This is a genomic window from Curtobacterium sp. L6-1, from assembly GCF_018885305.1.
Taxonomy (GTDB): Bacteria; Actinomycetota; Actinomycetes; order Actinomycetales; family Microbacteriaceae; genus Curtobacterium; species Curtobacterium aetherium.
Genome location: NZ_CP076544.1, coordinates 844456 through 865915 on the forward strand (window position 1 = coordinate 844456; position 21460 = coordinate 865915).

The window sequence follows — 21460 nt, forward strand, 5'->3', positions numbered from 1 at the left end:
GCGGGGTCCGTCGGACCACCGCACGAGGCGCTCGGCGCATCAGCGCTCCGGCGTCCGCAACGCTCGGTCGATGACGTCGGCGGCCTCCTGCGCGCTGCGCTTCGACGACCCCGTGGCGGGGGCGGCGCTGGCAGCACGGGCCGCGACGGACAGCGGACGCCCGTCCAGGTGCGGCGAGAGGTTCATGCAGACGAACGGCCAGGCGCCCTGGTTCTCCGGCTCCTCCTGCGCGAACACGACCTCGGCCTCCGGGTAGCCCGCGAGGACCTCGAGGATGCGGTCGAGCGGGAGCGGCGCGAGCTGCTCGAGCCGGACCAGTGCGACGTCGGTGATGCCGCGCTTGTCGACCTCGGCGCGCAGGTCGTGGTGGATCTTGCCGGTGTGCAGGACGACCCGGCGGACCGAGCCGCCGTCGACGCCCTGCGACCGCAGTCGGTCGTCGTCCAGGACCTCCTGGAACGTGCCCGACGTGAAGTCCTCGACCGCGCTCGTGGCCTGGCGGAGGCGGAGCATCGCCTTCGGGGAGAACACGATGAGCGGCTTCTGCGGCTTCGCCCACGCCTGGCGGCGGAGCAGGTGGAAGTACGACGCCGGGGTCGACGGACGGGCCACGACCATGTTGTCCTGCGCGCACAGCTGCAGGTAGCGCTCGATACGGCCCGACGAGTGGTCCGGTCCCTGGCCCTCGTAGCCGTGGGGGAGCAGGAGCACCAGGCCGGAGCGCTGGCCCCACTTCTGCTCGGCGGACGAGATGAACTCGTCGATCACGGTCTGCGCGCCGTTCGCGAAGTCGCCGAACTGCGCCTCCCAGAGCACGAGGGCTTCCGGGCGCTCGACCGAGTAGCCGTACTCGAACGCCATCGCCGCGTACTCGCTGAGCAGCGAGTCGTAGATGAAGAAACGTGCCTGGTCCTCGGTGAGGTTGGCGAGCGGCAGCCACTCCTGGCCGTTCGTCCGGTCGTGGAAGACCGCCTGTCGCTGCACGAAGGTGCCGCGGCGGGCGTCCTGCCCGGCCAGGCGGACGGGCTTGCCCTCGGTCAGGACCGACCCGATGGCCATGAGCTCGGCCATCGCCCAGTCGACGCCGCCGGCGCGGGTCATCTCACGACGCTTGGTGAGCAGCTGCTGCAGCTTCGGGTGGATCGAGAAGCCCGACGGCGGGTTGCCGTGCGCGTCCCCGATGAGCTCCACGAGGTCCTGCGGGATCGCGGTGTCGTGCACCTCGATCTCGGAGTCGTCCCGCTGCGCGGTGGGACGCTCGAGCCCGTTCACGGCGCCGGAGTCGTCGACCGAGGCCGTCGGCACCGTGCCGGTCTGCGCCTCGTGCGTCTCGGCGAACGCGCGCTCCAGGCGGTCCTGGAAGTCGCGGTGCGCGTCGTCGTACTCCTGCTGCGTGATGTCGCCGCGGCCGACCAGGGCCTCGGTGTACAGCGTGCGGACGGAGCGCTTCGCCTCGATGAGGTTGTACATGAGCGGCTGCGTCATCGAGGGGTCGTCGCCCTCGTTGTGACCGCGTCGGCGGTAGCAGACCAGGTCGATCACGACGTCGCGGTGGAACTCCTCGCGGTACGCGAACGCCAGGTCGGCGACGCGGGCCACGGCCTCCGGGTCGTCGCCGTTCACGTGGAAGACCGGCGCCTGGATCGTCTTCGCGACGTCCGTGGAGTAGACCGACGTGCGGGCCGACTCCGGCGGGGTGGTGAAGCCGACCTGGTTGTTGATGACGAGGTGCACCGTGCCGCCGGTGCGGTAGCCGCGCAGCTGCGACATCTGCAGCGTCTCGACGACCACGCCCTGGCCGGCCATCGCCGCGTCGCCGTGCACGAGGACGGGCAACGTGCCGAACGTGCCGGCGGGCTTGCGGTCCTGCTTGGCGCGGACGATGCCCTCGAGCACGCCGTCGACGGCCTCGAGGTGGGACGGGTTCGCGGCGATCGTCACCGGGATGCGGGACCCGTCGGACGCGCGGAACACGCCCTCGGTGCCGACGTGGTACTTCACGTCGCCCGAGCCCTGCCCGGACACGGTGCCCGGCAGCTGGGTGCCCTCGAACTCGCGGAAGATCTGGCCGTACGTCTTGCCGGCGATGTTCGTCAGCACGTTCAAGCGACCGCGGTGGGCCATGCCGATCGCGACCTCGTCGAGACCGGCGCCGGCGGCGTGCTGGATGAGCGTGTCGAGGAACGCGATCGTCGACTCGCCGCCTTCGAGCGAGAACCGCTTCTGGCCGACGTACTTCGTCTGGAGGAAGGTCTCGAACGCCTCGGCCTCGTTGAGCTTGCCGAGGACGCGGAGCTGCTCCTCCTTCGAAGGCTTCGAGTACGGGACCTCGATGTGCTCCTGCACCCAGCGGCGCTGCTCCGGGTCCTGGATGTGCATGTACTCGATGCCGACCGTGCGGCAGTAGGCGTCGCGGAGGATGCCGAGCACGTCGCGGAGCGGCGCCGTGGTCGTACCGGCGAGTCCACCGGTGACGAACTCGCGGTCGAGATCCCAGAAGGTCAGACCGTGGCGCTCGATCTCGAGGTCGGGGTGCGTGCGCTGCCGGTACTCGAGCGGGTCGATGTCCGCCATGAGGTGGCCGCGGACGCGGTAGCTGTTGATGAGCTCCTGCACGCGCGCGGTCTTGTTGACCCGGTGCGCCAGGTCGACGTTGATGTCGTTCGCCCACTGAATCGGCTTGTAGGGGATCCGGAGCGCGGCGAAGATGTCGTCGTAGAAGCCGTGCTGGCCGATGAGCCGCTCGTGCACCTTCTTGAGGAACTCACCCGACCCGGCGCCCTGGATGACACGGTGGTCGTACGTGCTCGTCAGCGTGATGGTCTTGCCGACGCCGAGCTCGATGAGGGTCTTCGGCGCCGACCCCTGGAACTGCGCCGGGTACTCGAGGGCGCCGGCGCCGACGATGCAGCCCTGGCCCTTCGTGAGACGCGGGACCGAGTGCTCGGTGCCGATGCCGCCCGGGTTCGTGAGGGAGATCGTCGTGCCCTGGAAGTCCGCCGGGGTGAGCTTGGCGTCACGGGCGCGCTTGACAACGTCCTCGTACACGGACAGGAACTGCCCGAACGTCAGGGTCTCCGCGCGCTTGATGCTCGGGACGAGCAGGGACCGGGTGCCGTCCTTCTTCGGGACGTCGATCGCGATGCCGAGGTTGACGTGCGCGGGGGTGACCAGGAAGGGCTTGCCGTCGCGCTCCTCGTAGGAGACGTTCTGGCTCGGGAACTCCTGCAGCGTCTGGACCATGGCCCAGCCGATGAGGTGCGTGAACGAGATCTTGCCGCCGCGGGCCCGGCGCAGGTGGTTGTTGATGACGATGCGGTTGTCGATCATCAGCTTCGCCGGGATGGTCCGCACGCTCGTCGCGGTCGGGACCGTCAGCGAGGCGTCCATGTTCGACGCGAGGGTCTTCGCCATGCCGCGCAGCGGGGTGGCGACGTCCTCGTGCGTCTCCTCGTGCTCGTCGGCGGAGTCGTTCGCCTCGGCCGGGATGGGCTGCGGCGAGGGCTGGCGGGAGGTGGTGCGGGCCTGCAGCGGGGTCTTCGCCTCACCGGTCGCGGGCTGCTGCGTGGTCGACGGTCCGGCGGTGGCGGCGGGCTGGCCGGCGGGGGCGTCCTGCGCGGCGGCGGCCTGGGCGGGGGCTGCGGTGCCCGAGTCGGTGCCGGCCGGCTCGGTGGCGCTCGACGTGTCGGCGGCCGTCGAGCCCTGCGTCCGGTGGTAGCTCTCGAGGACGGGCCACCAGGACTCGTCGACGCTGCTCTTGTCGGCCACGAACTGCTCGTAGAGCTCGTCCACCAGCCACTCGTTCGCGCCGAATTCGCCCGCGGTCTCGTCCGTTCCGGTCAGATGGCTCGACACAGCCGATCGCCCACTCTCCGTCGATTGATGCTCGTGTGTGTCGTGCGGGGCAACCCTGTCCCGCACGCCGTCAACCCTAGCCGCTCATCCGTGGCCGTGAGGTGGGAGGAGACGGGCGAGTCGGGCCTCCCGTCCGCCGGTCCGGGCCGCTCCGGCGGGGTCCGCCGCGCGCGCCGTACAGTTGGTCCCATGAGGTTCTACGAGACGCGGCCGACCCACGACCTGACCTACTCCGACGTCTTCCTCGTCCCCAGCCGGTCGAGCGTGACGAGCCGCTTCGACGTGGACCTCGCGACGAACGACGGCACCGGTGCGACGATCCCGATCGTCAGCGCGAACATGAACTCGGTGACGGGCCCGCGGCTCGCGGCGGCCCTCGCCCGACGCGGTGGCCTCGGGGTGCTCCCGCAGGACATGCACCTGCAGGACCTCGACGCGGCGATCCGCTGGGTCAAGGCGCAGCCCGTCGCGTTCGACTCCGCGCTCGACCTGGGCGCCGACGCCACGGTGGCCGAGGCGCTCGAGCAGCTCCTGCCGGTCGAGGGCCGCGGTGTCGTGGTGCGCGACGCGGCGGGGGAGTACCTCGGCTGCGTGCCCGCGACCCGTCTCGCCACCGCCGGGGCGGACGCCGTCCTCGGCGACCTGCTGCACGGAGCGACGACGGCGATCGACGCCGACGACGCCGGGTCCCCGCGCCACGTGTACGACGTGCTCACCGCGGCGGGGGTCGACTTCGCGCCGGTGATGCGGCACGGCCGGGTCGTCGGGACCACCAGCCCGACGAGCGCGATCCGCTCGGACATCTACCGTCCGGCGGTGGACGCCGCCGGACGCCTCCGGGTCGCGGCGGCCGTCGGCATCAACGGCGACGTCGCCGCCAAGGCCGCCGCCCTCGCCGACGCCGGTGTGAACGTGCTCGTCCTCGACACCGCGCACGGCCACCAGGAGGGCATGCTCCGCGCGCTCCGCGCCGTGTCCGCCCTCGACCTCGGCATCCCGCTCGTCGCGGGCAACGTCGTCACCGCCGACGCCGTCGCGCACCTCGTGGCCGCGGGCGCGTCGATCATCAAGGTCGGTGTCGGACCGGGCGCAATGTGCACGACCCGCATGATGACGGCCGTCGGTCGTCCGCAGTTCTCCGCCGTGCTCGAGACCGCCGCGGCCGCCCGGTCGCTCGGTGCGCACGTCTGGGCCGACGGTGGCGTCCGGTACCCGCGCGACGTCGCCCTGGCCCTGGCCGCGGGTGCGTCCGCGGTGATGATCGGCTCGTGGTTCGCCGGGACGCTCGAGGCGCCGGGTGTCCTGCGCCGGGACGCCTCCGGACGCGCGTACAAGGAGAGCTGGGGCATGGCGTCGGCCAAGGCCGTGCGCGAGCGCTTCGAGCGGCTCGACCCGTACGAGCGGGCCCGCAAGGCGCTCTTCGCCGAGGGCATCTCGTCGTCGACCATCTACCTCGACCCCGAGCGGCCGAGCGTCGAGGACCTGCTCGACATGATCACGACCGGCCTCCGCAGCTCCGCCACCTACGCGGGTGCGACGAGCCTGGCGGAGTTCGCCGACCGCGCGCTCGTCGGCATCCAGTCCGCCGCCGGCTACGAGGAGGGCAAGCCGCTGCCGGTCAGCTGGTAGCGCGGTCGCGCCACCGGCGCACGGACGGACGGGAGGCCCGGTACCAGCTGGTACCGTCCCTCCGGACACGGCCGCCACCCCGCTGGCGCGGTGCGCCGGAACCGGCCGGAGGGGCCCACCTCCCGTCCGTCTCCGGTCGCGTCAGCTGTGCCGGGGCGCGTCAGCGGCGCCGGGTGGCGTCCTCGACCGTGCCGATGAGCTCCTCGAGGATGTCCTCGAGGAACAGCACGCCCGTCGTCCGGCCCTCGGCGTCGAACGCCCGCGCCACGTGACGACCGGCTCCGCGCATGGTCGCGAGGGCGTCCTCGAGGTCCATCTCCGTGTACAGCGAGATGAGCTGGCGGATGCGCTTCGGCGGCACCGGGTCGTCGGACTCGTCCGGACGCAGGTCGATGACGTCCTTCACGTGGACGTATCCGGTCGGGTCGCCCGCGTCGTCGACGAGCACGTACCGCGAGAAGCCGCGCTGGGCGACCGCCCGCTCGACGTCGGCGGGGGTGGCGTCCTCGTGCAGCGTCACCAGTCCGGACATCGGCACGGCGACGTCCTTGACCTTCTTCTCGGTGAACTCGAACGCCATCCGGAGCGTGCCGGAGTCGTCGGCCAGGGTGCCCTCGCGACGGGACTGCTCCACGATCGTCTGGACCTCCTCGACCGTGAAGGCGCTGACGGCCTCGTCCTTCGGCTCGACCTTGAACAGACGCAGCACAGCATTCGCGACCTCGTTCAACCCGACGACGACCCAGTGCAGGCCGTGGCCGATGTACCAGAGCGTCGGGACGAGCAGCAGTGCGGCGCGGTCCGGCATCGAGAACGAGATGTTCTTCGGGACCATCTCGCCGAACACCACGTGCAGGAACGACACGAGCAGCAGCGTGAACACGAACGCCACGATGCCGATGACCTCGACGCTCCACCCGGTCAGGTGCAGCGGGACCTCGAGCAGGTGGTGGATCGCCGGCTCGGACACGTTGAGGATGAGCAGCGAGCAGACCGTGATGCCGAGCTGCGTGGTCGCGAGCATGCGGGTGGCGTGCTCCATCGCCCACAGCGTCATCTGCGCGGCCCTGGACCCCTGCTCCGCCCGCGGCTCGATCTGTGAGCGGCGGGCCGAGATGACCGCGAACTCGGCGGCGACGAAGAAGGCGTTGCCGCCGAGCAGCACGAACAGCCAGAAGATGCCCCACCAGTCAGAACTCATCGGTCGGCCTCCGTGGTGCTGGTCGTGGTGCTGGTCCTCGTCGTGCCGGACGCCGTCGTGGTCGTCGTGCTCCCGGCGGGGGCGTCCGTCGGGTTCGGTGTGTAGCGGATGCGGTCGATCCGGCGTCCGTCGAGGCGCTCGACCCGGAACACGCCCGAGTCGATCGCGACCTCGTCACCGACCACGGGGAGGCGGCCGAGCTCCTGCATGAGGAACCCGCCGACCGTCTCGTACGGGCCGTCCTCGGGCACCGTGACACTGGCCCGGTCCTCGAGCTCGTCGGGGCGCAGCAGCCCCGGGAAGGTCAGCCACCCGCGGCTGCGGACGACGTCGATGCGGGCGCGGTCGTGCTCGTCGGACACCTCGCCGACGATCTCCTCGACCAGGTCCTCGAGCGTGACGACGCCGGCGGTCCCGCCGTACTCGTCCACCACGATGACCATCTGGTAACCGCGGCCGCGGACCTCGGTGAGCAGGGTGTCGCCGGGCATCGTCTCGGGGACCCGCTCGGCGTCGGTCATCAGGGCACCGACCGGCACCTCGGCGCGCTTCTCACGCGGGACCGAGACGGCCTGCTTGACGTGCACGATCCCGACCACGTCGTCCGCGTCCTCCTCGATGACGGGGAAGCGGCTGAAACCGGTGCGGCGGGCGAGGTCGATGACGGCCTCGGCGCTGTCCGACACGCGGATGGTCGACAGGCGCGGACGCGGGGTCATCACGTCGCTGGCGCTGAGTTCGGAGAAGGACAGCGTGCGCTCGAGCAGCGTCGCGGTGTCCTGTTCGAGCGAGCCCTCGGACGCGGACCGGCGGAGCAGCGAGGTGAGCTCCTCGGCGCTGCGTGCGCCGGAGAGCTCCTCCTGCGGTTCGATGCCCATCGCGCGCAGCACGGCGTTCGCGGTGCCGTTGAGCAGGGCCACGGCGGGCTTGAACACCGTCGTGAACCCGACCTGCAGCGGTACGACGAGTCGGGCGGTCTGCAGCGGCAGCGCGAGCGCGAAGTTCTTCGGGACGAGCTCGCCGAGGATCATCGAGAGCAGGGTCGCGATGACGAGGGCCACGATCGACCCGACGGTCTCGACGATGCCCTCGGGGAGGTTCATCGCGAGGAACGGGGCCTCGAGCAACTTCGCGATCGACGGCTCGAGCAGGTAGCCGGTGAGCAGCGTCGTCAGCGTGATGCCGAGCTGGGCGCTCGACAGGTGCGTCGAGGTGACCTTGAGCGCACCGATGACGGGGCCGAGGCCGGCTTCGCCGCGGTCGCGTCGGGCTTCGACGTCGGCGCGGTCGAGGTTCACGAGGGCGAACTCGGAGGCGACGAAGACGCCGGTGCCGAGCGTCAGCAGGATGCCGCCGATCAGCATGACGATGTCGACGGGGCTCACGAGGCACACCTCGGAGTCGGGCAGCTCACTGTGTGAGCGGCGGGCATGTGATGGTCAGCGCAACTAGGAGGGTCGTCCACAATGAGGGAATCGTACCGGGCTCCGACTGCGAGGAGCCGAGGGGACGTCACGGAGGCGGGACGCGCCTCCCGTCCGGACCGTGCCGCCGTCAGGCGGTCGGCGTGGCGAGCGCCTCGAGGTCCGCGCGCAGACCGGCCGCAGAGGTGAAGTGCAGGCCGACGGCGCCGACGGCCTCGGCACCCGCGGCGTTCTCCTGGCGGTTGTCGACGAACACCATCGCGGCCGGTTCGATGCCGAGCCGTGCGCAGGTGTCACGGTAGATGGAGGCGTCCGGCTTGAGGACGTGCTCCTCCGCGCTCACCACGACCGTCTCGAACAGCGAGCCCATCGGCGACCGGCGGTACGGGTCGCCGAAGTCGAAGCCCGCGTTCGAGAGCAGCGCCACCCGGGTGCCGGCGTCGTGCAGCTCCTCGACGAGTGCCAGGACCTCGGGGTCGACCTCGAACCACCCGGTGAAGTCGAGCGCCCACAGCCGGTGGATCTCGGTCACCGACCACCGCTCGCCCGTCCGCGCCGCGATCGCCCGCCAGTAGTCGAGCACGGAGAGGTCGCCGCGGTCCAGGTCGTGCCGGAGTTCCTGGTACACGGGGAACAGCGTGTCGGCGTCGAGACCGGTGGCCTCGAGCAGCGCGGTTCGGGCGGCGTACGGCGTGCGGCTGATGACCTCGCCGTAGTCGAAGACGACGACACGGCCGGGCAGGGACAGGCTCATGCCCGTCACCGTACCGTGGGGACGATGAACGACTTCGTCACCGTCCGTCCCGCCGATGCCGCCGCGTGGATCACCGTCCCGACCGGGGACACCTCGAAGTACCGACGGGGCGTCCTCGGCGTCGCCACCGGGTCTGCGCAGTACCCGGGCGCCGCGGTGATGGGTGTCGACGCCGCGGTCCACACCGGGCTCGGCATGGTCCGCTACGTCGGGCCGGACCGCGCCACCGACTTCGTGCTCGCCCGACGGCCCGAGATCGTCGCCGGGGTGGGCCGGGTGCAGGCGTGGCTCGTCGGGTCGGGGATCTCGGCGTCCGCACTCGAGGACCTCGACGCGGCGACACGCGACGGATTCGCCCACGCGTCCGACGACGGCGTGCCGGTCGTCGTCGACGCCGGCGCGATCCCGCTGGTCGACCTCGGCCCGCTGGCGGTGCTGACCCCGCACGCCGGGGAGGCTGCGTCCCTGCTCGGGGTGTCCCGCGACGAGGTCGAGGGCGACCCGCAGCGGGCGGCGCTGCGTGCGGCGGAGCAGACCGGGAGCGTCGTGCTCCTCAAGGGCGCCGACACGCACGTGGTGACGCCGGACGGCAGCGTGCGGCTGGCCGCGTCGTCGGCCACGCCCTGGCTCGCGGCTGCGGGCGCCGGGGACGTGCTCGGTGGTGTGCTCGGTGCGCTCGTCGCCGCGCGGGCCGGGACGTCCGAGGTCGGGCCGGAGGAGCTGGCGCACCTCGCCGCCGCCGCCGCGGTCGTGCACGGGGTGGCGGCACGTCGCGCCTCGCGCGGGGGGCCGTTCCCGATGACCGGGCTCGTCGAGCAGCTGCCGGGCGTGGTGCGGGACCTCGCGGTGCGCGGGGACGCGGACTGACACGTCCAGCCGGCCGGCGGGGCGGGTCGACCTGACGACTCGTCGACTGACGACTCGTCGGCCTGTCGACTCGTCGGCCTGTCGGACGGGAGGCGCGCGACGGAGCGGTTGCGTGCCTCCCGTCCGTCAGGGGGCCGCGCCGTGACCCGTCGGTCCGATGGTCAGGAGGCCGGCGTGGCGTGCACGAGGAACTCGACGGCACCGGCGTCGTCGACCTTCACGAACCCGAGGTTCGGTGCCTGGACGGAGTAGTCCGAGAAGGTGACGGGGATCGTGCCGGAGACGTCGACGCCGTCGCCGCTGAGCCCGACCTGCAGCGTCGCGGTCACGGCCTTGGTCACGCCGTGCAGCTCGAGGGTTCCGGTGGCCTGCACCTCGGTCGTGTCGCTGCCGCTGGGGACGGCGTCCGCGACGGGCTCGGTGAGGGTGAAGGTCGCGGTCGGGAAGGCCTGGGTGTCGAGGGCCGAGTCGCGGAAGTAGGAGTCGCGCTGCTCCGAGTCGGTCGTGATGTCGCCCACCTGCACCGTGATCGTGGCGGCGCTGATGGTCGACCCGTCGACGGTGGCGGTGCCGGTGACGCTCGAGGTGCGGCCGGTGACCGTGACGTCCGATCCGTTGAGGACTTCGTGCACGCGGTAGCCCGCCTCGGACCCCTCGCCGACCGTCCAGTCGCCGGACAGGTCCTGGGTGTCCAGCGTCGACGGCGCGCGGGACGCGGCCACCGACGGTGCTGCCGAGGCCTTGGCGTTCTCGTTCGACGTGTAGGCGCGTGTTCCGACGACGACCGCGACGACGGCCACCACGAGGACGACGGCGACGACGACGAGCCAGGTCACGAGGCGGCGGCGCGGGCGGCGGGGGGACGGACGGTCCGGTGCTGAGGTCACAGAGAGGACGGTGACACGTCACTCTCGGGATCGGCTGAGGACGCGGCGCCCGCACCGGCCGGTGCGGTCCCGGGCTGGTCGGCGATGCGTGTGCCGGGCCCGCAGGGGCGCCACCACCCGAGTCGGTACGCTCGTCCGGTGCGCAGGAACCCGTGGCCGGAGATCGTCGCGTTCGTGGGGACCTTCGTGGCCGTGCACGCGCTGCTGTGGTTCCTGACCCTCGTCGTGCCGAACCAGCCCCTCGGCGACGTCACGATCACGTACCGGCGGTGGATCGAGTCCGGTCACGCCGCGCACTTCTGGGTCGGGATCGACGCCGCGTGGGTCTACCCGATCCTGGCGATCGTGCCGATGGCGGCGGCGTCGATCGGCGGGACCGCAGCGATCGGCACCGGGTGGCTGCTGCTCATGGTGCTGCTCGACGCCGTCGCGGCCGCGGTGCTCTGGCGCTTCCGGGCGTTCGGCATCCGGGTCGTCTGGTGGTGGCTGGTCTTCCTGCTGGCCCTCGGACCGATCGGCCTCGGACGGATCGACACCGTCGCCACCGCCGTCGCCCTGGTCGGCGTGGCCTTCGTCGCCGCACGGCCGGGCATCGCCGCCGCGGTCTTCACCGTCGCCGCCTGGGTCAAGGTCTGGCCGGCCGCGCTGGTCGGGGTCCTCGTCGTGCTCCGTCGGGGTCGCCGGGTCGAGGTCGTCACCGGGGCCCTCACCGTGACGGCGCTCGTGGTCCTGGTCGACGTGTTGTTCGGGGGTGCCGCGCACCTCTTCTCGTTCATCGGGGAACAGACCGGGCGCGGGCTGCAGATCGAGTCCCCGCTCGCGACGCCGTACCTGTGGGCGGCAGCGGCCCGGGTGCCGGGTGCCGCGGTCTTCTACGACCAGGAGATCCTGACCTTCGAGGTGTCCGGCGCGGGGACCTCGGTCGCGGCCGCTCTCTCCACCCCGCTGATGGCGGTCGTCGTCGTGGTCGGAGTCGCTCTCGCGCTGTTCGCCGTCCGCACCGGAGCGCAGCGGGCGCAGGTCGCCCCGGTCCTCGCGCTGCTCTTCGTCGCCGCGCTCATCGCGGCGAACAAGGTCGGGTCACCGCAGTACATCGGCTGGTTCGCCGTGCCGGTGGTCTGGGGACTCGTGGCCGGACGGGGGAGTGCCCGGCGGTTCCTGCCGGTCGCCGCGGCGATGCTGCCGATGGCTCTCCTGACGCAGCTCGTGTACCCGGCCTACTACGACCAGGTGCTCGGTGTGCAGCCGTGGATCCTCGTCGTGCTGTCGGTGCGGAACCTGCTCGAGGTCGCGGTGCTGGTCTGGGCGGTGGTCGTCCTCGTCCGGATGTGGCGGGACGGGATCGAGCCACGGGCCTCCCGTCGGGCTCCGGATCCGACGCATGCGGATCCCGTCGTGCGGTGACCGCATCGCGTGGTGACCCCGTCGTTCCGTGACCGCCTCGAGTGATGAAGCGATGACCGCATCGCGCGGTGAGGCGCAGCGGGGCAGGATGGGCGCATGATCGTCGCCTTCTCCATCGCCCCCTCCGGCGGACCCGCTGCCACCGAGGACGGTTCGGTCCACGACGCCGTCGCCGCGGCCGTCCGGGTCGTGCGTGAGTCCGGCCTGCCGAACCGCACCTCGTCGATGTTCACGGAGATCGAGGGGGAGTGGGACGAGGTCCTCGACGTCGTCAAGCGGGCGACCGAGGCCGTCGCACCGTTCGGGACGCGCATCTCGCTCGTGCTCAAGGCGGACATCCGGCCGGGGCACACGGGGGAGATCGACGGGAAGCTCGAGCGGCTCGAAGCGGCGCTGGGGGACTGAGCGGCGCGGGACGGAGTCGCCGTGTCGGAGTTCGAGCGACACGCGTCGATCTCTCGGCCTCCGGTCGACCGGCCGCACACGAGCACGGCAGGGAAGTCGTGTGCCTCGAACGTCCCGTCGGCAGACAAGACCAACGAAGACGAGCCGCCATCAGTGCTCCTCGTCCAGGTCCCGACGTACTGACCGCGGAGGTCGCCTCCGCCGTCCCGCTGATCAGAGGTGCCCGAAGTGCAGGCGGTGAGCAACTGCGAACTCGCAGCGATCGCGACGTGCTCCACGTCGAACTTGAACGTGGACCCGACGAAGCCACCGCGGATCCGTCGATCGATCGATTGATCCGGACCGGCGCGGAGCAGGCAGCGTCGGCAGCCCGTGTGTGTCCGGCCGACACGCCGCTGACGTCGCTGCGATGTCGGCGGTCGGGTGTGTGCTTGACCCATCAGCCGGTGCACGAGCACCGGCGCCACGACGGAAGGAGCCCGCTCATGATGCACGACGGTTGGTGCCCGGACTGTGACCTCCCCTCGGTCGTGATCGACGTCGACGACCAGGGTGAGCACGCGTGGGCGAGCTGCGCCGAGTGCGGGGCCGGTTGGGTGCACCGCGACGACCTGCCGGAGGCGCGCACCGCCTCCCGGATGCCGGAGCAGCGCGCGGCCTGAGTCCTCCCCGTCGCTTCGCGGAGTCGCGGCGACCCGCGGGACGACGTCCACAGAACGTGGCCCTGTCGATCCGGAATGTCGGTCCGCGGGGCCGCGTTCCGTTGTCCCGACAGCCGCGGGACGGCCTCCAGATCGAATCGATTCGGATCGCATCCTTCCGCGCCCGTGTTGGAGCGGTCTACACTGATCCGGCCCGCCGAACCCACCGTGCTCCGGCACGAGAACAGGTCCCATGTCGCAGCTCACGCCGGCACGTCGCACGCTCGCCATCCTCGCCCTCGCGCTGGGAGGCTTCGCCATCGGCACGACCGAGTTCGTCGCGATGGGCCTGCTGCCGAACATCGCCGAGGCCCTGTTGCCCGGCCAGTACGCCGCCGATCCGGAGGGCGGGGTCGCCCACGCCGGATGGCTCGTCAGCGCCTACGCCCTGGGAGTCGTCGTCGGCGCCCCGACGATCGCCGCGATGTCGGCGAAGTTCCCGCGCAAGGGCCTGCTCATGGTGTTGCTCGTCGGCTTCGCGATCGCGACGGTCGCCAGCGCAGTGCTGCCCTCGTTCGGGCTCGTCCTCGTCGCGCGGTTCGTCGCCGGTCTGCCGCACGGCGCGTACTTCGGGATCGCCTCGATCGTGGCCGGCGACATCATGGGGCCGGGAAAGCGTGGCAAGGGCATCGCGCTCGTGCTCCTCGGACTGTCGGTCGCGAACGTCGTCGGCGTCCCCGCGGTCACCTGGATCGGACAGGTCGCCAGCTGGCGGGTCGCCTACGGCGTCGTCGCAGCCCTGTTCGTCCTGACCTTCCTCGCGGTCTCCGCCTTCGTCCCGCGCAGTGCACGGGACCTCGACGCCACGATCGGCCGCGAACTCCGCGTCTTCCGCCTGCCGCAGGCCTGGATCGTCATGGGTCTGGGAGCGGTCGGCTTCGGCGGGTTCTTCGCCGTCTACTCGTACATCTCGCCGCTCGTGCAGAACGTCACCGGGCTGTCGGAGTCCGCCGTGCCACTGGTGCTCGTCGTCGTCGGGCTCGGCATGGTCGTCGGTGGGCTGCTCGGTGGCTTCCTGGCCGACCACAGCGTCAAGGCCACGATCTTCGTCGGCCTGTTCGCCCTGGTCGGGGCCTTGCTGATCACCGTCCTGACCGCGCAGTGGGTCGTCGGGCTCTTCGTGGGCGCGTTCCTGCTCGGTGCCACCTCGTCGGCGATCCCGCCCGCAGTGCAGTCACGCCTGATGGACGTCGCCGGCGACGCCCGCACGATCGCCGCGGCCCTCAACCACTCCGCGTTCAACCTCGGCAACTCCTTGGGAGCGGCCCTCGGTGGTGCGGTCATCGCGGCTGGCTTCGGGTTCCTCGCGCCGGGCTGGCTCGGCATCGGGCTCGCGCTGCTCGGTGTCGTCGTCGCCGTGATCAGCTACGCCGTCGAGAGCCGGGCGAACCGACGCGCAGCGGCGGTCCGGACCGCGGGGGCGAGCACCGGCCCGATCCGCGAACCCGTCTCGTCGCACTGACGCCGACCTGACGGGGCGGCCCCGCGCCTCCCGGCCGGTGGTCGGAGCCGACCTGACGGGGCGGCCCCGCGCCTTCCGGCCGGTGATCGGAGCCCACCTGGCGGGGCGGCCCCGCGCCTCCCGGCCGGTGGTCGGAGCCGACCTGCGGGGCCCGAGGTCGCATGACGCGCTGTCGGTGTCGCGGCCCAGCCGTAGGACCCGCCGTCGGCGCCTCGCGGAGGTCGCGGAAACCGCCGCGCGGAAGGGACTCCGGCGGCCTGTGCCGCGACCGAGGTCGCATGACCTGCCATCGCTGTCCGGCCGAGGTCACGGAGCCTGCCGGCGAGACGAGATCCGGGCGACCGTTTGCGCGACCTCGGCGTACCGGTGGCTCGCGGTCGGCCCGGCGGCGTGCGGACGCAGTCTCGCGCCTCCCGGTCGGCGGGCGGTGGACGGCGGCTCCCAGGCCCCAGGCCCCCCCCGGTCGCACGACCGGCTGTCGGCGCTCCGCCGAGGTCGCGGAGACTGCCGCTCGGAAGGGACCGGCGCGGCCTCTTCCGCGACTTCGGTGCACCGGCGGCTACCCGTCGGCTGACCAGCCCGATGCCCGGCGTCGACCGTACGGCTCCTGCCCGAGGTCGCACGACGTGCCGCCGGCCGGACGGCCAGGTCGCAGAACACGCCGCCCAGGACGGACCTGAGCGGCGTGTCGTGCGACCTCGCGCGGGCGGCCGGGCGGCCGGGCGACTGAACGCCGCCGCCCCGCTGCCGCAGACCCCCTACAACCCGTGCGGGCTGCCGTCCTGGACGATGATGCCGTCGGTGATCGCCCGCTTCCGCAGGGCGACCTTCGTGCCGACGTCGAAGCCGGCGACGCGGTACTTCTCGCGGATGCGCTTGAGGTAGCTCTTCGCGGTCTCCTCGGAGATGCCGAGCTGGTACGCCACGCTCTTCACCGGCTCCCCGCCGCCGTACAGCGCCATGACGCGGCGCTCCTGCGCGCTGAGCTTCGGGACGCCGCCGACGTCGCCGGAGTTGATCGCCAGGTCGAGCTCGGCGGAGACGTACTGCTCGCCGCGCTGGGCGGAGCGGATGGCCTCGACGATCATCGCCGCGTCCTCGCTCTTGACGAGGTAGCCGAGGGCACCGGCGCCGAGGGCCTCGCGGACCACGTTCGGCTCCGAGTAGGTGCTCATCACGACGGTCTTCACGCCGGCCGTCTTCAGCGTCGAGATCTTCAGGGACACCGGGATGGAGTCCTTCAGGTCGAGGTCGAGCAGCACGACGTCGACCGGGAAGCCCGGGCTGGTGAGCAGCTCCGGCCAGGTGGTGACCGCGGTGACCATCTGGATGTCGTCCGCCGCGTTGCGGATCCACTCGGTCAGGGCGCTGAGGAGCATCCGGTGGTCGTCGACGAGTGCGAGTCTGATCGGTTCCGCTGGAGTCGCCATGCTCGGCGTCCTTTCTCGTGGTGTCCGTCCGGGGCCTGCTGATCCTAGGAGGATCGGCGGCCCGGTTCGGGGAGGCTGGCCAGGTTGTCCGGTTGCGGCAGGTCGCCGGGGCCGGGAGGCGCGTGGTGCGTCACATCTGCGGGTGCCGGTTCACGACGCAGTGCGCGGTGACGTGGAGCACGCCGTCGCGGACGGTGTCGGTGTACGGACCGATGCGCTGCAGTGCGGTCCAGGCGGCCGGACCGAGGCGCCGGCGGGGGACCCCGCGCGACTCGATGACGACGGGCACGTCCATGGTGTCGTCGCTGACCGGGTGTCCGTCGGTGCCGACCGGGCCGAGCGTGACGGACACGACGGGGACGCCCGGCTGCTGACTGCGTCCGTCGCCGACCATCTGCCAGAGCGCCTGGAGCAGACCGTCGCGCTGGGCGGGCGTGAGGTGGCCGGCGAGGGCGCTCGGGTCGGCGACGGCGACGGAGCGGCCCAGGTGGTCGGACTCGGTGATCGCGTGGTACAGCCACGTCTCGCGTCGGCCCTCGATGAGGTGCAGGCGGAGTTCGGTGGCGAGCGACGCCGCGACCGAGGACGACGCGTCGGACAACGGCAACGGGTCCGAGCCGTTCGCGACGGCGTCGAGGAGCTTCTCGGCGGCCAGGTCGAGCCGGGCGAGCTCGTCCGATGCGAGCATGCCGACCGCGAACTGCGGGGCGCCGACGTTGCTCTGCACGAGCACGCGGTCGAGTTCCCGCTGCACGAGCTGCCGGAAGCGGTGGACGACGAACAGGGCGATCGACGGCGGGACGATGGTGACCGCGACGGTCGTGACGATGCCGGGCAGCGTCGCCGGGGTGAGCGGGGTCGAGACGACGGCGTAGACGACGAACGCCAGGCCGAGGGTGACGATCGCGACGATCACCTCGCGCGCGGGTCGGAGCGTCGTGATGGGCAGCAGCGCGAAGCCGGCCGCCATCGACGCCGTCGCGGTGTGCCCGACGTCGTGCTGGGGCCAGATCCCGATGAAGTCGAGCGTGACGATGCAGGCGAGCACGACGCAGATGAGTCCGAAGGCCAGCCCGGTCAGCCGCTCGCCGTACGTGAGGACGGTGGCGAGCACGGCGCTGGCCGCGACGACGAAGAGCGCCCATGCTGCCGCGGTCGGCCACGGGTTCGCGTAGTCGTCCCAGTGCACGAGGAAGAAGACGATGCCGCCGAGCGCCTCGAGGCCGGTGAGCACCGCGGCCCCGAGCCCGAGGTGACCGGCGCCGAGCGAGGCGCCGGGCTGGGCAGCCTGCCGGAGCGAGCGCGCCCCGGTGGAGGTGGAGGGGAGGCCGCGCGCCTGCCGACGGTCGGTGCCCCGGTAGCGCTCACGGGCCTCCCGGCGGGTGCGGGGTGCGCTCTGTTCGCCGGGGAGGCCTCGGCTGATGGTGTCCTCCGGGACGCCGCTCACCGCGGTGCCTCGAGGACGACGGTGGTGCCGGAACCGGGGGCGGAGAACAGGCGGGCGTCGCCGCCGACCTCGCGGAGACGGTTGACGACGCTCTCCTTGAAGCCGAGTCGTTCGGAGCCGACGGCGTCGAGCTCGAAGCCGACGCCGGAGTCGGTGACCATCGCGCGGACCATCGCCTCGTCGTGCACGATCGTGACGTGCGCCTCGGGCACCCCGGCGTGGCGGCGGACGTTCTCGAGGCACTCGCCGAGCGCCAGGAGGAACGCGTCGAGGACGTGCTTGGGCAGGAGGACCTGTCCGGTGCCGTGCCAGGCGACCTCGAGCCCCATCCGACCGAAGCGCTGCTTGACGGACTCGAGCGTCTGCCCGAGGGGCGACTCCTCGGTGCGGGTGAGCGAGTAGTCGCCGGACTGCTGTGGCTGCGGGGTGGCACCGAGCCGCAGGTGGCGCAGGAGGCGGGCGTCCTCGGCGGCCTGCTCGCGCATCGCGTGCTCGGACACGCCGACACCGGAGTGGGCGAGCAGGGTCAGGGTCGCGAGCACCGTGTCGTGCAGGAGGCGTGCACCCTGGCGACGCTGCGCCTCGGTCTCGCTCGCCTGGCGTTCGGCACGGTGGGCGGTGCCGATGCTGTAGATGCGGCGGGCGACGCGGGGGATGCTCCGGCTGATCCACACCGCGATGACCGCGATGAGCACCCATCCGAGCAGGACACCGCTGACCGGGGCGGCGAGGACGGTGCCGCTCGCCCAGCTCACCAGGGCTGCGGAGACCACGCCGGCGGCGACGGTCAGCCCGAGGCCGACCGGGTGTCCGCGCTGGGCCATGAGCAGCGAGGCGAGGCCGCCACCGGCGAGTGGCACGAGGGCGCTCGCGATGACGGCGCGGTCGTCGGCGGCGACGGCGGTGGTCAGCAGCGCGACGGCGCCGAGGCCGCTCAGGATCGTGGCGGCCGTCCACCACGTCGAGCCGTTCCAGCCGAAGGCGATGAGCGATCCGACCATGACGGCGATGCAGGCGAACCCGGCGACCAGGGGGAGCGCGGGGACGGCGAGGGACGAGGCGACGCCGACGACGCTCACGAGCGCGCAGACGACACCCACGACACGGGTCGTCGACCGGAGGAGGCGGTCGCGTTCCTGCGCGAGGAGTTCCATCGTTGGTCCTGGCTGTTCCTGGTTCGGGAGAGCAGTGTTCTGGGGGAAACCGAGCACGGTTCGACACCGCGTCTCCTGCATCATTCCACGGGCGACACCCGTTGTGGGGCCTTCGGCGCGCGGGGGCCGACGGATCGGTCTGCCCGTGTCCCACGTTCCGGGGACACGCGCGCACCCCGTTCAGTCGAGGAGGCGCCGCAGGTGCGCGCCGACGGCCTCGTGTTCGATGAGGAAGCCGTCGTGACCGAACTCGCTCGTGATCACGGCGGACCGGTCGCCGTCCAGCGTGTCGCGCACCCCGGAGGCGATGCGGTGCTGGTCCTCGACCGGGAACAGGCGGTCGCTCGACACCCCGACGACGAGAGTCCGGGCGGTCACGCGGGCCAGTGCTGCGTCCACCCCGCCGCGGCCGGCACCGACGTCGTGGGAGTCCATCGCGTGCGTGAGCGCCACGTACGAGGCGGCGTCGAACCGGCGGGTGAACTTGTTGCCGTGGAAGTCCAGGTAACTCTCGACGGAGAACCGGCCGTCGTCGCCGAGGGGGGAGACGTCGCTCTGCCACGACCGGGCGAAGCGACCGTTCAGCTCGTCGGGCGCGCGGTAGGTCATCAGGGCCATCCGCCGTGCGAGCGCCAGCCCACGGTGCGGGCCCTCGCCGGGCTCGGCGTCGTGGTGGTCGCCGCCGGCGAAGCCCGGGTCCATCTGGATCGCGGCACGCTGCAGCGAATTCGCGGCGATCTGGTCGGCGGTGGTCTGCGCCGTGGTCGCGAGGACCGCCAGGCGTGCGACGCGCTCGGGCTGGGTCACCGCGAGCTCCAGCGCGTGCATGCCGCCCATCGACCCGCCGACGACGGCCGCGAACCGGTCGATCCCGAGCCGGTCCGCCAGGCGTCCCTGCGTCGCCACCTGGTCGCGGACCGTGACGAACGGGAACCGCGAGCCCCACTCGACCCCGTCCGGCGCCACCGACGACGGGCCGGTCGTGCCCTGGCAGCCGCCGAGCACGTTCGGCGCGATGACGAAGAACCGGTCGGTGTCGATCGCGAGACCGGGCCCGACGACGTCGCCCCACCACCCGGCGGTGCGGTGCCCCGGCCCCGGCGGCCCCGCCACGTGGGAGTCGCCGGTGAGGGCGTGGAACACGAGGACCGCGTTGTCACGGTCGGGCGACAGGGTGCCCCAGGTCTCGTAGGCGACCCGGACGGCGGGGATCCGGCCGCCGCGGACGAACTGCTCGCCGAGGTCCTCGAACCGACGTGCGCCGACCGGGTCGCCGGGACGCCAGGCGCCGGTGACGGGCGGCTTGCCGATGGTGCCGAGTTCGGCGCCGGGCACCAGGGTGGACGGCACGGAGTCCTCGGGGGTCGTCTGCCAGTCCATGGTGCGTCCATCCTCCCTGGAGGCGCGGCTCGTCGCCGCCGTGTTACGTCGCCTCGGCCGGGTGGATCAGGCGCGGAGACCCGCCTGCGCGACCGCGCGCGCGGCGGCGAGCCCCGCCTCCAGGTCGGCCTTGAGGTCCTCGACGTTCTCGATCCCCACCGACAGGCGCACCAGGCCCGGGGTGACGCCGGTGGTGAGCTGCTGCTCGGGCGTGAGCTGCGAGTGCGTGGTCGACGCCGGGTGGATGACGAGCGAACGAACGTCGCCGATGTTCGCCAGGTGCGAGAACAGCTGCAGGTTGTCCACGAGTGCGCGACCCGCGTCCACACCGCCCTTGAGCTCGAAGGACAGCACGGCCCCGACCCCGCGGGGCGCGTACTTCGTCGCCGCCGGGTACCACGGGCTCGTCGGCAGGCCCGCGTAGGCGACCGTGGCGACGTCGGGGTGACGGTCGAGCCACTCCGCGATCTCCTGCGCGTTCGACACGTGCCGTTCGATGCGCAGGCTCAGGGTCTCGATGCCCTGCAGGAGCGCGAACGCGGTGTCCGGGGAGTTCGAGGCGCCGAGGTCGCGGAGGAGCTGCACGCGGGCCTTCACGACGTACGCCAGGGCGTCGCCGACCGCCTGCGAGAACACCGCCCCGTGGTACGAGGGGTCCGGGGTGCTGAACTCCGGGAACCGTTCGGCGTGGTCGGACCAGGCGAACGAGCCGCCGTCGACGACGACCCCGCCGATGACGGTGCCGTGGCCGCCGAGGAACTTCGTCGCCGAGTGCACGACGATGTCGGCACCGTGCTCGAACGGGCGGATGAGGTACGGCGTCGCGATGGTGTTGTCGACGATGAGCGGCACACCCGACTCGTGGGCGACGCCCGCGACCGTCTCGATGTCGAGGACGTTGATGCGCGGGTTGCCGATCGTCTCGGCGAAGAACAGCTTCGTGTTCGGCCGGACCGCGCGGCGCCACTCTTCGGGGTCGTCCTGGTCCTCGACGAACGTCGTCTCGATCCCGAGCTTGGCGAGCGTGTACTTGAACAGGTTGTAGGTGCCGCCGTAGATCGACGACGACGACACGATGTGGTCGCCGGCACCCGCGATGTTGAGCACCGCGTAGGTCTCCGCCGCCTGGCCGCTCGACACGAGCAGCGCGCCCGTGCCGCCCTCGAGCGCCGCGATGCGCTGCTCGACCACGTCGTTCGTCGGGTTCATGATGCGCGAGTAGATGTTGCCCGGCTGCGCGAGCGCGAACAGGTCCCGCGCGTGGTCCGAGTTCTCGAACACGTACGACGTCGTCTTGTAGATCGGCGTCGCCCGGGCACCGGTCGTCGGGTCCGGAGCGGCGCCGGCGTGCACCTGGGTCGTCTCGAACCGCCAGGCGGCTGCGTCGTTCGTGGTCATCTGGAGCTCCTGTCCGTCGCCGTGCTCGTCGGGTCGACACGAACGCGGGGGCCGGGAGAACC

16 protein-coding genes are annotated in these 21460 nt (G+C 72.1%); 6 read left to right on the forward strand and 10 right to left on the reverse strand.

Translation table 11 applies throughout. From position 1 onward, the window contains the following. Window positions 1-39 precede the first annotated feature (39 nt). The gene (locus KM842_RS03955; protein WP_216261154.1) at window positions 40-3855 is read right to left on the reverse strand and encodes a multifunctional oxoglutarate decarboxylase/oxoglutarate dehydrogenase thiamine pyrophosphate-binding subunit/dihydrolipoyllysine-residue succinyltransferase subunit; all 3816 of its coding nucleotides are present in this window, start codon (window positions 3853-3855) and stop codon (window positions 40-42) included. Between the two features lie 189 nt (window positions 3856-4044). Here KM842_RS03955 and guaB1 point away from each other — a divergent pair, with 189 nt between their 5' ends. Continuing rightward, the gene (gene guaB1 / locus KM842_RS03960) at window positions 4045-5484 is read left to right on the forward strand and encodes a GMP reductase (RefSeq protein ID WP_216261156.1); all 1440 of its coding nucleotides are present in this window, start codon (window positions 4045-4047) and stop codon (window positions 5482-5484) included. Window positions 5485-5644: 160 nt separating this feature from the next. Here guaB1 and KM842_RS03965 read toward each other — a convergent pair whose 3' ends face one another. The 3 genes from KM842_RS03965 to KM842_RS03975 all read right to left on the reverse strand — a co-directional run bounded on the left by KM842_RS03965 (window position 5645) and on the right by KM842_RS03975 (window position 8863). Next, window positions 5645-6685 carry a hemolysin family protein gene (locus tag KM842_RS03965; RefSeq protein WP_216261158.1) on the reverse strand — a complete coding sequence of 347 codons (1041 nt, stop codon included), beginning with the start codon at window positions 6683-6685 and terminating at the stop codon, window positions 5645-5647. Next, window positions 6682-8049 (reverse strand): hemolysin family protein, encoded by a 1368-nt coding sequence (locus KM842_RS03970; protein WP_216262050.1) that lies wholly within the window; start codon window positions 8047-8049, stop codon window positions 6682-6684. Before KM842_RS03970 ends, KM842_RS03965 begins: the two co-directional genes overlap by 4 nt. 190 nt (window positions 8050-8239) lie before the next feature. Next, window positions 8240-8863: an HAD-IA family hydrolase gene (locus tag KM842_RS03975; protein WP_216261160.1), complete on the reverse strand. Its 624-nt coding sequence runs from the start codon at window positions 8861-8863 to the stop codon at window positions 8240-8242. A 24-nt stretch (window positions 8864-8887) separates the two neighbouring features. Here KM842_RS03975 and KM842_RS03980 point away from each other — a divergent pair, with 24 nt between their 5' ends. Then, window positions 8888-9730: an ADP-dependent NAD(P)H-hydrate dehydratase gene (locus KM842_RS03980; protein WP_216261162.1), complete on the forward strand. Its 843-nt coding sequence runs from the start codon at window positions 8888-8890 to the stop codon at window positions 9728-9730. A gap of 161 nt (window positions 9731-9891) precedes the next feature. On the opposite strand, the gene KM842_RS03985 is transcribed toward KM842_RS03980, so the two are convergent. Continuing rightward, complete coding sequence (locus tag KM842_RS03985) at window positions 9892-10617, reverse strand: YceI family protein (protein ID WP_253206239.1); 726 nt, start codon at window positions 10615-10617, stop codon at window positions 9892-9894. A gap of 138 nt (window positions 10618-10755) precedes the next feature. On the opposite strand from KM842_RS03985, the gene KM842_RS03990 reads away from it, so the two are divergent. From KM842_RS03990 to KM842_RS04005, 4 genes are all read left to right on the forward strand, one after another. Continuing rightward, on the forward strand, window positions 10756-12021 hold the full coding sequence (locus KM842_RS03990; RefSeq protein ID WP_216261164.1) for a glycosyltransferase family 87 protein: 1266 nt from the start codon (window positions 10756-10758) through the stop codon (window positions 12019-12021). A gap of 96 nt (window positions 12022-12117) precedes the next feature. Next, window positions 12118-12426 (forward strand): thiamine-binding protein, encoded by a 309-nt coding sequence (locus tag KM842_RS03995; protein ID WP_216261166.1) that lies wholly within the window; start codon window positions 12118-12120, stop codon window positions 12424-12426. A 485-nt stretch (window positions 12427-12911) separates the two neighbouring features. Then, complete coding sequence (locus tag KM842_RS04000) at window positions 12912-13088, forward strand: hypothetical protein (protein ID WP_216261168.1); 177 nt, start codon at window positions 12912-12914, stop codon at window positions 13086-13088. Window positions 13089-13320: 232 nt separating this feature from the next. Next, the gene (locus KM842_RS04005) at window positions 13321-14589 is read left to right on the forward strand and encodes an MFS transporter (RefSeq protein WP_216261170.1); all 1269 of its coding nucleotides are present in this window, start codon (window positions 13321-13323) and stop codon (window positions 14587-14589) included. A gap of 758 nt (window positions 14590-15347) precedes the next feature. On the opposite strand, the gene KM842_RS04010 is transcribed toward KM842_RS04005, so the two are convergent. The 5 genes from KM842_RS04010 to KM842_RS04030 all read right to left on the reverse strand — a co-directional run bounded on the left by KM842_RS04010 (window position 15348) and on the right by KM842_RS04030 (window position 21398). After that, complete coding sequence (locus KM842_RS04010) at window positions 15348-16019, reverse strand: response regulator transcription factor (RefSeq protein WP_216261172.1); 672 nt, start codon at window positions 16017-16019, stop codon at window positions 15348-15350. A 130-nt stretch (window positions 16020-16149) separates the two neighbouring features. Next, entirely contained in the window at window positions 16150-17466 is a 1317-nt protein-coding gene (locus KM842_RS04015; protein WP_216261174.1) for a hypothetical protein, read from the reverse strand. Next, the gene (locus KM842_RS04020; protein ID WP_216261177.1) at window positions 17463-18620 is read right to left on the reverse strand and encodes a sensor histidine kinase; all 1158 of its coding nucleotides are present in this window, start codon (window positions 18618-18620) and stop codon (window positions 17463-17465) included. The genes KM842_RS04015 and KM842_RS04020 overlap by 4 nt, the downstream gene beginning before the upstream one ends. Window positions 18621-18800: 180 nt before the next feature. Continuing rightward, the gene (metX, locus tag KM842_RS04025) at window positions 18801-20000 is read right to left on the reverse strand and encodes a homoserine O-acetyltransferase MetX (RefSeq protein WP_216261178.1); all 1200 of its coding nucleotides are present in this window, start codon (window positions 19998-20000) and stop codon (window positions 18801-18803) included. Window positions 20001-20066: 66 nt separating this feature from the next. Continuing rightward, window positions 20067-21398 (reverse strand): bifunctional o-acetylhomoserine/o-acetylserine sulfhydrylase, encoded by a 1332-nt coding sequence (locus KM842_RS04030; RefSeq protein ID WP_216261180.1) that lies wholly within the window; start codon window positions 21396-21398, stop codon window positions 20067-20069. Between the last annotated feature and the right edge of the window lie 62 nt (window positions 21399-21460).